Genomic DNA, 13,407 nt, shown 5'->3' with positions numbered 1-13,407 from the left:
GGATGGACGTGACATCAAAGCCCACCTGCCACATCGTTCGCCCCAACCATGCCTATGACGGCAAGCAGGGGCTCAGCTATTTCCAGGGGATCGCGGCCGAAACGGTCGGCGCCAAGGGCATCTGCATGCACCTGCTGACGATCCCGCCCGGCGTCCGCGCCAAGGCGCATCTGCACGAGGCGCACGAGACGGCGATCTACATGCTCTCCGGCGAGGCGCATACCTGGTACGGAGATCGGCTCGAGCATCACGTCGTCGTTCATGCCGGCGAACTGTTCTATATCCCGGCCGGCGTGCCGCACCTGCCGGCAAACCTCAGCAGCACGCCGTGCACGGCGATCATCGCGCGCACCGATCCGAACGAGCAGGAAAGCGTCGTACTTCTGCCGGAACTGGACGTGCTGGTGCCGGCGTGAGGTCATCGGCATCAAAGCAGCGGTCCCCGGTTGATGGCCGTTTCGCGACGCTCCATCGTCAGACGCCGGTCGCCGGAATGCCGCTGCGCTCCACCTTGCGCGGAGACGTGATCTCCTTCCAGGTGGACAGCGCCTTGCTGACGGCCGTCACCGGTTCGCGCCGGACGAATTCGCCGTGGCCCTCGCGGGTCTTGATGGTGCTTTCCTCGATCGCGACGACGCCGCGCGTCAGCGTATAGCGCGGCAGGCCGGTCACTTCCTTCCCCTCGAAGACGTTATAATCGATCGCCGACTGCTGGGCCTTGGACGAGATGGTCTTCGAGCGTTTCGGGTCCCAGACGACGATGTCGGCATCGGCGCCGACGAGGATCGCGCCCTTCTTCGGATAGATGTTGAGGATCTTGGCGATGTTGGTCGAGGTGACGGCGACGAATTCGTTCATCGTCAGCCGGCCGGTGTTGACGCCGTGCGTCCAGAGCATCGGCATGCGGTCTTCGAGGCCGCCGGTGCCGTTCGGGATCTTGGTGAAATCGCCGACCCCGAAACGCTTCTGCGCGGTGGTGAAGGCGCAATGATCGGTGGCGACGACCTGCAGCGAGCCGGAGGCAAGGCCCGCCCACAGCGAGTCCTGGTGCTGCTTGCTGCGGAAGGGCGGTGACATCACCCGGCGGGCGGCGTGATCCCAATCGGGGTTGGAATATTCGCTCTCGTCGAGCGTCAGGTGCTGGATCAACGGTTCGCCGTAGACGCGCATGCCCTTGGCGCGGGCGCGGCGGATCGCTTCGTGCGCCTGTTCGCAGGAGGTGTGGACGATATAGACGGGGCAGCCGGCCATGTCGGCGATCATGATGGCGCGGTTTGTGGCTTCGCCCTCGACTTCGGCGGGCCGCGAATAGGCATGCGCCTCGGGGCCGTTATTGCCTTCGGCCAGCAGCTTTGCCGACATCGAGGCGACGACGTCGCCGTTTTCGGCGTGCACCAGCGGCAGCGCGCCGAGCTCGGCGCAGCGCTGGAAGGATGCGAACATCTCGTCATCGTCAACCATCAGTGCACCCTTGTAAGCCATGAAGTGCTTGAAGGTGTTGATGCCCTTGTTGCGGACGATGGTCTCCATCTCCTTGAACACCTGCTCGCTCCACCAGGTGACCGCCATGTGAAAGGAATAATCGCAATTGGCCCGGGTCGACTTGTTGTCCCACATGGTCAGCGCTTCCAGCAGCGACTGGCCGGGGGCGGGCAGGGCGAAATCGACCACCATCGTCGTGCCGCCGGAAAGGGCCGCGCGCGTGCCGCTCTCGAAATCGTCGGAGGAATAGGTGCCCATGAAGGGCATTTCGAGATGGGTATGCGGATCGATGCCGCCCGGCATGACGTAGCAGCCGGTGGCATCGAGCGTCTCGTCGCCCGAGAGGTTTGGCCCGATCTCGACGATCTTGCCGCCGTCGATCTTCACGTCAGCCTTGTAGGTGAGGTCGGCGGTGACGATGGTGCCGTTCTTGATGACTGTGGTCATGGTCGTTCCCCGTTCTTGTCTGTAGATTCGGCTGGTGAATAGAAGCTGAGCGTCTCCTTGCTGGCTTCAAACCGGCCTTCCAATGCTGCCAGGATTGTTTCGAGTACCGAGCGTCTTTCGCGAGAGACTTCCTGATTCCAGAAGCGCAGGACCGAATAGCCATTTGCATTGAGCCATTCGGTTCGCCGTTGATCGGTGACGCTTTCGGCATGCTGGAAGCCGTCGACTTCGACGATCGATCGTTTTTCGCGACAGAGGAAATCGACAATGAACGGACCGAGAGGAACTTGCCTTGCAAACTTATAGCCGTTCAAGCGGCGGGAGCGCAGGTCGCTCCACAGATGGTATTCCTCTTCGGTTTCATTGCGGCGAAGAGCCCTGGCCTGGTCGGTTTTGTCGGTGCGATGTTTCCGGATATCCTGCTTGATAATTTTCGTCGCACCCGGAGCCCCCTCATCCGCCCTCCGGGCACCTTCTCCCCGAGAGGAGAAGGGGGAAGCCGCAACGTGCACCGTTCCCTTCTCCCCAGCGGGGAGAAGGTGGCCCGAAGGGTCGGATGAGGGGGCTCCGGGCGCGACGCTAGCCATCACACCACAATCTCCGCCGTCTCGACCACTGCATGGAACAGCACATCGGCGCCCGCCGTCGCCCATTCCTTGGAAATCTCCTCGGCCTCGTTGTGAGAGAGACCGCCGACGCAGGGGCACATGACCATCGTCGCCGGCGCGACCTTGGCGGCCCAGCAGGCGTCGTGGCCGGCGCCGGAGATGATGTTCATGTGGCTGTAGCCGAGCCGTTCGGCGGCATCGCGCACCGAGGTGACCAGTTTCGGATCGAAGGTGACCGGCTCGAAATGGCCGATCGCCTCGATGGAACAGCCGACACCGAGCGCATCGGTGATCTCAGGCGCTTCCGCCTCGATCTTCGCCCGCATGCGGTCGAGCTTGGCCTTGTCGGGCGAGCGGATGTCGACGGTGAAGACGACCTTGCCCGGCAGGACGTTGCGCGAATTCGGCGAGAAGAACACCTGGCCGACGCCGCCGACGGCACCGGGCTGCTCGCTCATCGCCACGCCCTGGACCATCTCCAGGATGCGGGCCATGGCGAGGCCGGCATTGACGCGTAGGTTCATCGGCGTCGAGCCGGTGTGGGCCTCCTTGCCGGTCAGGGTGAATTCCAGCCACCACAGGCCCTGGCAATGGGTGACGACGCCGATCTGCTTGTCCTCGGCTTCGAGGATCGGGCCCTGCTCGATGTGATATTCGAAATAGGCGTGCATCTTGCGGGCGCCGACCTCTTCGTCGCCGACCCAGCCGATGCGCTTCAGTTCGTCGCCGAACAGATTGCCTTCGGGATCCCTGCGGTTATAGGCAAAATCCAGGCTGTGCACGCCGGCGAAGACGCCTGAGGCCAGCATGGCGGGGGCAAAACGCGCGCCTTCCTCGTTCGTCCAGTTGGTGACGACGATCGGGTGCTTCGTTTTGATGCCGAGATCGTTCATGGTGCGCACGACTTCGAGGGCGGCAAGCACACCCAGCACGCCGTCATATTTGCCGCCGGTCGGCTGGGTGTCGAGATGCGAGCCGACATAGACGGGCAGGGCATCGGGGTCGGTGCCGGGGCGAGTGGCAAACATCGTGCCCATGCGGTCGATGCCCATGGAGAGGCCCGCTTCGTCGCACCATGTCTTGAAAAGGCTGCGGCCTTGCGCATCCGAATCCGTCAGCGTCTGGCGATTGTTGCCGCCGGCCACGCCGGGGCCGATCTTCGCCATGTCCATGAGACTGTCCCAGAGACGGTCGCCATTGACGCGCATGTTCTCGCCTGGTGCTGCCACCATTTCCTATGCCCTCACCTGTTTGCGGCAGTCACGCGAAGGGACATGCCTGCCTGTTCCCGTGGTCCTTCCTGCGCCCCCTTATTGGTTTTGTCGAGCGCCGGAAAATCGCCAGTTGCCTTTGTTTTTCATCTGGCGGATAATTTGACCGATTGGTAAACATTACAACTTCCACCGCCGGGCTCAAGACGAAAATCACGAAAATTGCCGATAAAAATAAGGGCAGTTGCTCAAGAAAGCGGCAGGGGATGCCTTCCGCTAAAACTTGAGCGAAGAAGTTGAATTTCAAGGGGAAATAACAGCCTGTGACCATACCGAGAGCAGCGAAAACCCTGAGGCGGACGCGAATCCAGGAGGAGAAGGAAGAGCAGATCCTGGAGGCGGCGCTCGACGTGTTTTCGGCAAACGGCTTCCGCGGCTCGACCATCGACCAGATCGCCGAAGTGGCCGGCATGTCGAAACCCAACCTGCTCTATTATTTCCGCACGAAGGAAGCCATGCACCGGGCGCTGATCGACCGGGTGCTCTACACCTGGCTGGAGCCGCTGCGCGCCTTCGACGCCGAGGGCAATCCCGAGGAGGAAATCCGCAGCTACATCAGGCGCAAGCTGGAGATGGCGCGCGATTTTCCCCGCGAAAGCCGGCTCTTCGCCAATGAGGTGCTGCAGGGGGCGCCGCATATCGAAGACGAGCTGAAGGGTCCGCTGAAGGAGCTGGTCGACGAGAAGGCGGAGGTCATCCGCGCCTGGGCGAAATCGGGCAAGATCGTCAAATGCGACCCCTACCACCTGATCTTCTCCATCTGGTCGACAACGCAGCATTACGCGGATTTCGACGTCCAGGTTCGCGCGGTGCTCGGACAGGAACATGCCGGCGAGGGGCGCTTCGAGGATGCGGCGCGGTTTCTGGAGCAGCTCTTTATTGGCGGGCTGCGACCGAATGGTCTTGAGAGCTGACCTTTATTGCCTTTTGGCAAGCGGCATCCGGGCGAGGGTGTCCGTCACGCCTTCCATCGTATAGGGCTTTTGCAACACGGGCGCGTCGGAATGGCTGTTCGCCTGGGCAATGCCCTCCCCATAGCCTGTGGCAAAAACGAAGGGCACGCCGTCGGCTGCCAGCCGGTCGGCAATCCCGAAACTCGTCTCATCGCCGAGATTGACATCGAGCAGCGCCAGATCGAAGGACTGGCCGGCCAGGATTTCCATCGCCTCCGCGACACTGGGCGCCGTTGCCACTTCGGCGCCCAGCCGGCGCAGGATTTCCTCCCCGTCCATGGCGATGATCAGGTTGTTTTCGACCAGCAGCACATTCAGGCCGAAGAGCGGCTGGTGATTGTCGTGAACCGTGTTGCGTTCGCTTGCTCCGACCGGAGCTGAATGTGAGCGTTCGCTCGTCGGGCCCACGACATAACGCGCCGGAATATTGAAATCCGCCTCGAGCCCGTCCCTGCTATAGCGGACCTCCGCCTTGCCGCCGAGGTCGTAGGGAATCGAGCGCCGGATGATCGTCGAACCGAAGCCGTGGCGCGTGGGTTCGATGACGGGCGGACCATCCCTTTCACGCCAGCCGATGCGCAGATTGCCTTCGTCATCGCGGTGCCAGCCAAGTTCGACCGTGCCGCTGCCGGCGCCGGAAAGGCTGCCATATTTGGCGCTGTTGGTCATCAGCTCATGGAAAACCAGGGCGGCGGTGGAAAAGGCCTGCGGTTCGAGCAGGACGTCGTCGCCGCTCATCTTGATGCGTTGCGCATTTTTCCCGAGATAGGCGGCGGTCTCGGCCAGCAGCAATTGCCTGAGCGAAGCGGGTGCCCAGTGGTCGCGGGTGATCTGGTCGTGAGCGCGGGCGAGCGATTGGACCCGGCCCTCGATCTGGCGAATGTAGTCGCCAACGCTGACCGAGGTCGTCTGCGATTGCCGGATGATCCCGGTGATCAGGCTCAATATGTTGCGGACGCGGTGGTTCAGCTCGGCGATCAGCAGTTCCTGGCGCTCGTTTGCCATCTGGCGCGCCATGCTGACCTCGTCGGCCAGGCGCAGCACCACTTCGATCAGCGTGACGCGGATCGTTTCGGCGACACGGCGCTCGGCCTCCGAGAAGGGGAGCGAGCGACCGCGCACCAGTTCAGACCAGGCCTCGAAACTCTTGCGTGGCGTCAGCCGCGGGCCGTTGGGTCCGTATTCCACCGGCTTATGCGGGTCGCCGGCCCAGCGGACGGTGCGCACCAGCTCCTGACGGAAGAGCACGACGTAATCGCGCGGCGAACGCGAGATCGGGATGGCGAGCATGCCTGCCACTACATCGTCGACCTCAAGATCCGGATAGGTTTCCGTGAGCCTGTCGACGGCATAGATGCGGCCGGCGGCGTTGCGGTTGAGATGGCGGACAAGGGCTGCGAAACTTCTCTCATCCGGCCCGATGCCGGCAACGGCCAGCCGGCCGTTGATCCAGACGCCGATGCCGTCGGCAGGAATGGCGTCGGCGAGGGCCTCGATCAACCAGGCCGGATCGTCGAGCAGGCTGGCATTGTCTGCCACGGAAGTCAGAAGCCGGTCGGCGATGCGGCGTGCCTTGGTTTCGTAGTCGAGAGCCAACCGCCGTTCGCGGCTTTCAAGGCGCGAGGCAAACATCTGGCCGAAGAGTTCGGCGGTGGAGCGGCTTTGGGCCGAAGGCAGACGTGGGTTGTAATGGTGGCAGGCAAACAGGCCCCAGAGCTTGCCGTCGACGACGATCGATATGGAAAGCGATGCGCCGACACCCATGTTTTTCAGATATTCGATATGGATCGGCGAGACCGAACGCAATACCGACATGGAGAGATCGAGCGGCTGGCCAAGCGCGTCAAGGTGCGGAAGGACCGGCACGGGCAGGGCGTCGATATCGGCAATGATGCGGAACAGGTTGCGCAGATAAAGCGCGCGCGCCTGCACCGGAATGTCGGACGCCGGATAGTGCAGCCCGAGGAACGAGCCGATGCCGGCCCGGGCGGCTTCCGCCACCACTTCGCCGGAGCCGCTTTCGTCGAAACGATAGACCATCACCCGATCGAAGCCGGTCAGGGCGCGCGCCTGTCTTGCTCCCTCTCGGAAGAAAGCTTCCATTGTTTCCGCGTGGTCGAGGCGGGACATCATGCTGCGCATGGAGAGCGAAGGGGCGTTGTGCCTGTCTTCCTGGCAGCGTTCGCCTTCGATGATGACCTGACCTTCGTTCAGATGTACGGCAACGTCGAACCGGTTTTGATCGGGCGTCAGGGCAATGCCGAACATGCGCTCGACGACGTCGGAACCGCGCAGCGTGGTAAGCTTGTTGCGGATTGTATGGAGGGCCTCGGGTGTGATCACCGAGGAGACAGGGCGGCCGAGCGCGTCGGCCTGAGTAATACCGAGGAATTCCACCAGATTTGCGGAGGCGCGTGTGACGATCCAGTCCAGGGATATCACCAAAAGGAAGCCGAAAGGCTGAACTGCGCCGAACTGGTGGATCGGTTCGCGATCGCAATTGGTGAGATCGACGGGTTCAGGCGTGCCGCTCATGGGACGGCTTCCAGTTCGAGTTGCCCGGCCTTGAGGAAAAGATCGAAGACATCGCGGGCCGCCGAGACCGCGGCGAGATCGTCAACATTGCTCGCGTCGAGACGATCTATGAAGAGCCGCATGGCGCCCCTCGGGCCTTGGAGGCTGAGGTAGCTGCTGGGCAGGTGATCAGCTACGGCTTTGTTGAGCAGCGCACCGCCAAGCTTGGAGCCTTCAAGGACATAGGCGGCGCCCCAGATCGCGGCTTTGCAGCGCAATGCCGGTTGCGGAAGCAGCGCGGGCAATCGATCGTCGAGCGCCCTTATGTCGGCAGCGAGCAGGTGCGCGCGCCTTCGTTCCGGCCAGTCGGGCAGCAGCTGGGCGATTCCCGCTTGCTCAAGCGCATGTTCGACGGATGGTACGACCCGGGCATGAGCGCGCAGGAACGCCTTATAATCCTCGCGGCGTGAGAGGTTGAAACTGCCGAAGAGAGTGTCGACCGCGGCGTGGCAATCTGCTGTTTGTGCGCGGAGGGCGCTGCGAAGTGACATGCTGACCGTGTTCCGAGTGATGTGGCAGGCGCCACAAAGGACGACGAACTAGCGGATATACTGCGGCATCGGGTTATTTCCAGAGAAACGCCTAGGAATAACATAGGTTTCTCGTCACCTTGCGGCTGCAATCCACCATTGGCGATCAGCACCGAACGTTCAGCCCATCATTGCCGGTAATCTGGCGGCCAGCGTATCGATTGCGAGCCTCACTTTCGGCAGCATGACGGGGGAGCGCAACCAAACGGCATGGGCATCAAAGACATTGGCCGGTTCCTGCTTCAGCAGCTGAATGAGCCGGCCAGCCAGCACCTCCGCGCGCACCAGCCAGCAAGGCAGCCAGGCTAGGCCGCGTCCGGCGACGGCGGCATCGGAAATCGAAGCGAGATCGTCGAGCCGCAGTCGCGCTTTTGGCACCAGCCGCCGCCCGGGATCGGTTGCAGTGGGAAAGATCCAACCCTTGTCATCATCGCCCCGCCTGTAGACGATGCCTTCATGCCGCGGAATATCGAAGACCGTCTGCGGCGCCCCATATTTTTCCAGATAGGCGGGCGATGCGCAGACGGTCATGCGCTGGCGGGCGATCGCCCGGGCCATCAGATCCGGATTATCCTTCAACGGCCCGTTGCGAATGACAAGATCGAAGCCGTCCTCGAGCAGGTCGACGATACGGTCGTTGAAGGAAAGGTCGAGTTCGAGGTTCGGATGGTCATCGAGCAGGCGTGCGAGGATCGGCGCGATGCAGTGGCGGCCGAAAAGCACAGGCATCGAGATGCGCAATCGGCCGCGGACGTCACGCCGGCCGGATTCCAGCATGGCTTCCCCGAGGCGGATTTCCTCAACCGCCCGCAGGCAGCGCTCGTAGAAGAAGCGGCCTTCCTCGGTCAGGCTCTGCATGCGCGTCGTACGGTTGAAGAGCCGCACTCCGAGGCGCTGTTCGAGCCGTGCGATCGTCTTGCCGACAGCCGAGCGGGTGAGGTGGAGCCGGTCGGCGGCAGCCGAAAAGCCGCCGGCCTCGACAGTTTCGACGAAGATCGAGATCCCCTTCAATTGCTCCATTTGTTGCCTCCATGGAACCATTCTGGTGAATTAATATCGCAACTGGTGCGAAATATTCAACGATATGTTTTGCTCCCTGCAATCGACAAGGAGCAAGGCAATGCAGACGACACGGCAATGGCAGATTGATGCGGTCGGATCGGACCGCCACCTCGCGATCGGCGAGCGCACGCTCGAACCGGTGTCGGAAAACAAGATCCTCGTCCGGACGGAAGCCGTCTCGCTCAATTTCCGCGACCGGCTGGTGATGGAAAGTGGTATGGGATTGCCGCTGAAATTTCCCTTCGTACCGGGTTCCGATATGGCGGGGGTCGTGGAGGCGGTCGGGCCCGAGGTCAGCCGTTTCAAGCCGGGCGACCGGGTGATCTCGACCTTTTCGCCCGACTGGATCGATGGGCGCGGGCTGGGCGACTCGCGCACGCCGCCTTACAAGACACGCGGCGGCTTCTATCCGGGCGTCCTCTCCCATTACACCGTGCTTTCCGAGGAATGGTATTCGCGCGCGCCTGATACGCTCGATGCGGCGCAGGCGAGCACCTTGCCCTGCGCCGGTCTGACCGCCTGGTTCGCCTTGATCGAACGCGGTGGTCTTAAGGCCGGCGACAAGGTGCTGGTGCAAGGCACCGGCGGCGTGGCGCTTTTCGGCCTGCAGATCGCCAAGGCGCATGGTGCGGAGGTCTTCATTACCTCAGGCAGCGCGGAGAAACTCGAGCGCGCCATCGCCCTCGGTGCCGATCACGCGATCAATCGCCACGAGGGCGACTGGGTAGAGCAGCTCTATCAGCTGACCGGCGATTATGGCGCCGATCACGTGCTTGAGATTGTCGGCGGCCCGCATCTCGACCAGGCACTGAAGGCGGTGGCGATCAATGGCCGCATTTCCGTGATCGGCGTGCTCGAAGGGTTCGAGGTCTCCGGCCAGGCCGCCCCGCTGCTGCTCAAGGCGCCTGTCGTGCAGGGCATTTCCGTCGGCCATCGCCGGGCGCTTGAAGATTTGGCGCGGGCAGTGGATCAGACCGGGCTGAAGCCTGTGATCGACAAGCTCTACGCCTTCGACGAGTTCCCGCAGGCGCTCGATCATCTCTACCGCGGGCCTTTCGGCAAGGTGGTCGTCGAGTTCTGACGGTAGCGATTTTCTCTTCTCCCGACTGCATAATTCCTTCAAATTGCTACAGCGCCGCGCGCCTGAACAAAGACGCGCGACGCTGTCAGGAAGAAGGGAGGCCGCTCAGGCCGCGGCGGGAACGCCCTGTTCGAAGGTTAAGCCTTCATCGGCCCAGCCGGTCATGCCGCCGATCATCAGTTTCACGGACAGGCCGAGGCGGGAGAGGCGAAGTGCGGCCTTATCAGCGCCGTTGCAATGCGGGCCGCTGCATATAACAATTGTGCGTTTTAGGTTTCAACCTATTTCTAAGCCACTGATTTCACTGATAAAAAGGTTCCAAAAACTGGAATAAACTGCTCGCTTCTTTGGACAACGGCTTTAGTGTTCGACTTGTAGTTGAAACACGGAGCATTCCAATGCAGACACAAGTAGAAACGAAGCAGACTTTTCGGGTGTGGGGAACAATGGCAGCAGAACGTTTTGATCGCACTTTTCCTAGTGTCGAGTGCTGGCGCGCGTGGCGTAGGCTGAACGAACGCCGATATCCGATTGAGGTGTTCGGCATGAAGTCGGAGGCCGCATAATGCTGCTGGTAACACTCGAACAACGCGAACAACTTTTCCGCAACAATCTGGACCGTGATGGGGATCATTTCCCGGTTGTCAAACTGTTCACGCCCTGGGCATCAGCAAGATGGCTGATCACGGACATGGACCGAGGTGATGAAGATTTACTTTTCGGCCTTTGCGATCTCGGTCTAGGCTCGCCCGAACTCGGCTACGTCTTGTTGAGTGATTTGGAAGAACTAAGAGGGCCGGGCGGTCTTCGTGTGGAACGCGATCTGCATTTCACGGCCAAGTTCCCATTGTCCGCTTATACGATAGCGGCTCGTGCCCATCAGCAAATCATCACGAGTGAGGTGATCGTCGGCGGTTTCGCGAAATGAAAAGACCCTTCCCACCATGACAAACCGTGGGAAGGGTCGAAGGAAAAACAATGAGAAAGCCTATGCAGGGCTAATCCATCATCCGTATTTAGTCCCGGTAAATATTGGCGACATCGTCGTTGACGTGTTGGCTGCTCAAGCGGGGTCGGCATAAGGCTGACCCCGTAGTCTTGAATATCGACGGTTCAACTCCTGCGGCTGCATAATAAGGAAAAAGGAGCCGCTATGAACCACGCCCAAGAAGCCCATTTCACCCGCTCACACTCGATATATTTGCGTCGCTATCGTGACGATTTTCAAATCTCCATGCCTGACTGGCTCGCCTACTGGCGTAAGAGCCCGCTTCGGAATGATCGGTTCGAAATGGGCGCCGCCGCTGTTGTTGTGGATCGGATCGACGCCACGAAGCCGTGGACTATCAATAACCTGTCGGTGACACGCCGGGTCATCAAAGGGGTAAAGCGCAAAGGCCGGAACTCGGAGGTTGTTACGCCTTATGAGGATTCCCGCACATTGAGCCTCAAGCAGTGGCTCGCTGAAGTCCGCAACTAAATACATGCGCAGCGGCTTAGTCATGGCCCTGCACCCCTAAGACGGTTGCCCCTTCTGCCAACGCTCCGGCAGAGGGGGTTTTTCTTTGGCCGGTAAATACGGACAGCAATAACAAGAGGAGCGAAATCCCAATGACAAATTATCTCGAATTCAACGCCGAACGACAATTCCTGCGTGGCTGCTTAGACCACCATGCAGCACGAAACGATGCCGGTGTAACCACACGTGGCGACTGGGCTCGCCATATCGCAGTTCAGCACAAATGGAACGCCCTGCTTCCTCGTAAGCGATTCTGGCATGACCTGAAACTCAGGACCGTGACGCCTTGGACCGAGCGAAAAGCAGAGGCCGACTTCAGTTCCCAAAAAACTTCCCGCAATCCCAAATGGTCTGATCAGCCCGAGCATATCAAAGACGTATTCCGTCTCCGCCATTGCTGGTTCTTCGAATTGCCGGAGATCAAGTTGCGGCAGGTGATAAACCGACGCGTTGACCGATTGGCTCAAGCAGCGCACCGCGCCCGTTACGGTGGAGGTGCAGCATGACCCAAGAATTCACCCGCAACGATGTCGCAGCGATCAAGGTTCTCGGCAAGATCATGGACCGACTAGAAGCGGATAAAGCCGCGTATGAGGCTCACCGAGAGGCGCAATCCGCTGCGATCAATAATCTCAACGCTATGCTCTCTGGAACGCAACTACAGGCGCAGCAAGCGGCGCAATCGCAGTATCAGGCGGCTATGCAACAACTCGGCGGCTATTCCCAAAATTACGTCCATTTCACCCCAGGCAGCACTCGTCACGCGAACATCGCATTTCCCGAGTGGGAACCAACCCTGACACGTTCGGAATATGCGACGCTGAAGGCGTGGGCCGATGGGGAAGAGATTATCCTGCACGTGCTGGCAGAAGAACGCTAATAGGACACCGGCAGCTTGTGCCGGTGTTTCCATGTCAGACGCATAAAATGCGACTGTTTTCCTAAACGCCCAGATAACCTTAATTCACGCAAATCGTTGCCGTATTGGGTCGATATGGTACAAACGGCGGTCCCTCGGGACTGTTCTTTGATATGACATTTTCGCAAGTGCTCTGCTGCTGAGACTTTGCCGTTCAAATCGGCGCGTTACCAGCGTGTGGGCAGTCAATGCTTTGGTCCGACCGGAGGTCTGCTCCGGGCGTCAAGACCCTGAAAGGGCTTGATAACAAGCGAGAGCAAAGGCGAAAGAATGTCTTTCAATCTGACAATAACTCATAATCCTCTCAGCCCACTCGGCGATCAGTACGATGTGTGGCTACTCGGCTACAAACTGTTTGGGTTTGCGGTCGAGAATAAGTCCAAGCCTCAAGGCGATTACTACTGCTTCAGTTTCAGCGGTCCCGGTCGGACAGAACTACTCTGCCCCTCTGGATGGGTGCAGGTGCCAAATGGGCCGATCAACGCGCCTTATTTGCTCTTCCCACTCCACTCGATCAATGCAGCTGCGGATCAGATCGCCGCGAGCATGTTCCCAGAAATGGCTCAAACGCAGATCGTGGCTGATGCGACTGGGTTCTCAGTCGATGTAGCTGGAAAAACGCAGCTGCGTTATCTCCAGTCCAACGGCCAATACTTCGTCATGAATGCCAATATGGTTTTTATGATGTTGCACGGTCCATCCCCGAGCGAACCGTTCACCTTCGCAAATGAAGGGATCGATCAATCCGCCGTCGCTTTGTTCGATCAGGATGACGTGATGGCACTCACGCCCATCTTTTTGATGGCGTGGCGTGCTTTCGTGAAGAGCCAGAAGTGAGGTGGGCCGATGCGTAGTAATCGCCAAAAGCCTCTTTACGAGTTCAAAAATCCGGTCAGTCGGACGAAGCAGCTGAAGGGGTCGAAGGTCGTCCAGCGGGTCAAACCTATCTCGCGAGACGACG

General features: G+C 60.4%; 15 protein-coding genes and 1 pseudogene. 8 read left to right on the top strand and 8 right to left on the bottom strand.

The features are described 5' to 3' along the window. Positions 1–2: 2 nt before the first annotated feature. The gene (locus CO667_RS26735; protein WP_097621297.1) at positions 3–416 is read left to right on the top strand and encodes a cupin domain-containing protein; all 414 of its coding nucleotides are present in this window, start codon (positions 3–5) and stop codon (positions 414–416) included. Between the two features lie 58 nt (positions 417–474). Here CO667_RS26735 and hydA read toward each other — a convergent pair whose 3' ends face one another. Genes hydA through CO667_RS34995 form a run of 4 tightly spaced genes read right to left on the bottom strand, consistent with a single transcriptional unit; the run spans position 475 to position 4,055 of the window. Further along, the gene (gene hydA / locus CO667_RS26730) at positions 475–1,929 is read right to left on the bottom strand and encodes a dihydropyrimidinase (protein ID WP_097621296.1); all 1,455 of its coding nucleotides are present in this window, start codon (positions 1,927–1,929) and stop codon (positions 475–477) included. Further along, positions 1,926–2,516: an endonuclease domain-containing protein gene (locus CO667_RS26725; protein ID WP_097621295.1), complete on the bottom strand. Its 591-nt coding sequence runs from the start codon at positions 2,514–2,516 to the stop codon at positions 1,926–1,928. The genes hydA and CO667_RS26725 overlap by 4 nt, the downstream gene beginning before the upstream one ends. Continuing rightward, positions 2,516–3,769 (bottom strand): Zn-dependent hydrolase, encoded by a 1,254-nt coding sequence (locus CO667_RS26720; RefSeq protein WP_097621294.1) that lies wholly within the window; start codon positions 3,767–3,769, stop codon positions 2,516–2,518. The genes CO667_RS26725 and CO667_RS26720 overlap by 1 nt, the downstream gene beginning before the upstream one ends. 28 nt (positions 3,770–3,797) lie before the next feature. Then, entirely contained in the window at positions 3,798–4,055 is a 258-nt protein-coding gene (locus CO667_RS34995; protein WP_143540752.1) for a hypothetical protein, read from the bottom strand. Between the two features lie 16 nt (positions 4,056–4,071). On the opposite strand from CO667_RS34995, the gene CO667_RS26715 reads away from it, so the two are divergent. Further along, positions 4,072–4,722: a TetR family transcriptional regulator C-terminal domain-containing protein gene (locus CO667_RS26715; protein WP_097621293.1), complete on the top strand. Its 651-nt coding sequence runs from the start codon at positions 4,072–4,074 to the stop codon at positions 4,720–4,722. A 3-nt stretch (positions 4,723–4,725) separates the two neighbouring features. On the opposite strand, the gene CO667_RS26710 is transcribed toward CO667_RS26715, so the two are convergent. From CO667_RS26710 to CO667_RS26700, 3 genes are all read right to left on the bottom strand, one after another. Beyond that, the gene (locus CO667_RS26710) at positions 4,726–7,296 is read right to left on the bottom strand and encodes an HWE histidine kinase domain-containing protein (protein ID WP_097621292.1); all 2,571 of its coding nucleotides are present in this window, start codon (positions 7,294–7,296) and stop codon (positions 4,726–4,728) included. After that, positions 7,293–7,826 (bottom strand): biliverdin-producing heme oxygenase, encoded by a 534-nt coding sequence (locus CO667_RS35995; protein ID WP_097621291.1) that lies wholly within the window; start codon positions 7,824–7,826, stop codon positions 7,293–7,295. Before CO667_RS35995 ends, CO667_RS26710 begins: the two co-directional genes overlap by 4 nt. Positions 7,827–7,985: 159 nt before the next feature. Beyond that, on the bottom strand, positions 7,986–8,885 hold the full coding sequence (locus CO667_RS26700) for a LysR family transcriptional regulator (RefSeq protein WP_097621290.1): 900 nt from the start codon (positions 8,883–8,885) through the stop codon (positions 7,986–7,988). Between the two features lie 100 nt (positions 8,886–8,985). On the opposite strand from CO667_RS26700, the gene CO667_RS26695 reads away from it, so the two are divergent. After that, entirely contained in the window at positions 8,986–10,008 is a 1,023-nt protein-coding gene (locus tag CO667_RS26695) for an NAD(P)-dependent alcohol dehydrogenase (RefSeq protein WP_097621289.1), read from the top strand. 105 nt (positions 10,009–10,113) lie between these two features. Here CO667_RS26695 and CO667_RS35990 read toward each other — a convergent pair. Continuing rightward, positions 10,114–10,269: pseudogene (locus CO667_RS35990) on the bottom strand (rhodanese-like domain-containing protein); the annotation flags it as partial. A 304-nt stretch (positions 10,270–10,573) separates the two neighbouring features. Here CO667_RS35990 and CO667_RS26685 point away from each other — a divergent pair. The 5 genes from CO667_RS26685 to CO667_RS26665 all read left to right on the top strand — a co-directional run bounded on the left by CO667_RS26685 (position 10,574) and on the right by CO667_RS26665 (position 13,283). Continuing rightward, positions 10,574–10,936, top strand: coding sequence for a DUF2958 domain-containing protein (locus CO667_RS26685; protein WP_097621288.1), 363 nt, complete (start codon positions 10,574–10,576; stop codon positions 10,934–10,936). Positions 10,937–11,161: 225 nt separating this feature from the next. After that, entirely contained in the window at positions 11,162–11,488 is a 327-nt protein-coding gene (locus tag CO667_RS26680; protein ID WP_097621287.1) for a hypothetical protein, read from the top strand. A 131-nt stretch (positions 11,489–11,619) separates the two neighbouring features. After that, entirely contained in the window at positions 11,620–12,033 is a 414-nt protein-coding gene (locus CO667_RS34990; protein ID WP_143540751.1) for a hypothetical protein, read from the top strand. Next, the gene (locus tag CO667_RS26670; protein WP_097621285.1) at positions 12,030–12,407 is read left to right on the top strand and encodes a hypothetical protein; all 378 of its coding nucleotides are present in this window, start codon (positions 12,030–12,032) and stop codon (positions 12,405–12,407) included. The genes CO667_RS34990 and CO667_RS26670 overlap by 4 nt, the downstream gene beginning before the upstream one ends. A gap of 309 nt (positions 12,408–12,716) precedes the next feature. Continuing rightward, on the top strand, positions 12,717–13,283 hold the full coding sequence (locus CO667_RS26665; protein WP_097621284.1) for a hypothetical protein: 567 nt from the start codon (positions 12,717–12,719) through the stop codon (positions 13,281–13,283). The last annotated feature ends 124 nt before the right edge of the window (positions 13,284–13,407 follow it).

The sequence above is a fragment of the Rhizobium sp. L43 genome, from assembly GCF_002531725.1.
Lineage (GTDB): Bacteria > Pseudomonadota > Alphaproteobacteria > Rhizobiales > Rhizobiaceae > Rhizobium.
The sequence above is the reverse complement of the archived record's forward strand: the minus strand, read 5'-3'. Positions and strand labels throughout refer to the sequence as shown.

What these genes read in the sequence shown, in the direction of transcription:
- CO667_RS26700 (WP_097621290.1), bottom strand. Translation starts at nt 8,885, where the DNA reads ATGGAGCAATTGAAGGGGATCTCGATCTTCGTCGAAACTGTCGAGGCC.
- hydA (WP_097621296.1), bottom strand. Translation starts at nt 1,929, where the DNA reads ATGACCACAGTCATCAAGAACGGCACCATCGTCACCGCCGACCTCACC.
- CO667_RS26735 (WP_097621297.1), top strand. Translation starts at nt 3, where the DNA reads ATGGACGTGACATCAAAGCCCACCTGCCACATCGTTCGCCCCAACCAT.
- CO667_RS26665 (WP_097621284.1), top strand. Translation starts at nt 12,717, where the DNA reads ATGTCTTTCAATCTGACAATAACTCATAATCCTCTCAGCCCACTCGGC.
- CO667_RS26680 (WP_097621287.1), top strand. Translation starts at nt 11,162, where the DNA reads ATGAACCACGCCCAAGAAGCCCATTTCACCCGCTCACACTCGATATAT.
- CO667_RS34990 (WP_143540751.1), top strand. Translation starts at nt 11,620, where the DNA reads ATGACAAATTATCTCGAATTCAACGCCGAACGACAATTCCTGCGTGGC.
- CO667_RS26725 (WP_097621295.1), bottom strand. Translation starts at nt 2,516, where the DNA reads ATGGCTAGCGTCGCGCCCGGAGCCCCCTCATCCGACCCTTCGGGCCAC.
- CO667_RS26710 (WP_097621292.1), bottom strand. Translation starts at nt 7,296, where the DNA reads ATGAGCGGCACGCCTGAACCCGTCGATCTCACCAATTGCGATCGCGAA.
- CO667_RS26685 (WP_097621288.1), top strand. Translation starts at nt 10,574, where the DNA reads ATGCTGCTGGTAACACTCGAACAACGCGAACAACTTTTCCGCAACAAT.
- CO667_RS35995 (WP_097621291.1), bottom strand. Translation starts at nt 7,826, where the DNA reads ATGTCACTTCGCAGCGCCCTCCGCGCACAAACAGCAGATTGCCACGCC.
- CO667_RS26670 (WP_097621285.1), top strand. Translation starts at nt 12,030, where the DNA reads ATGACCCAAGAATTCACCCGCAACGATGTCGCAGCGATCAAGGTTCTC.
- CO667_RS26720 (WP_097621294.1), bottom strand. Translation starts at nt 3,769, where the DNA reads ATGGTGGCAGCACCAGGCGAGAACATGCGCGTCAATGGCGACCGTCTC.
- CO667_RS26695 (WP_097621289.1), top strand. Translation starts at nt 8,986, where the DNA reads ATGCAGACGACACGGCAATGGCAGATTGATGCGGTCGGATCGGACCGC.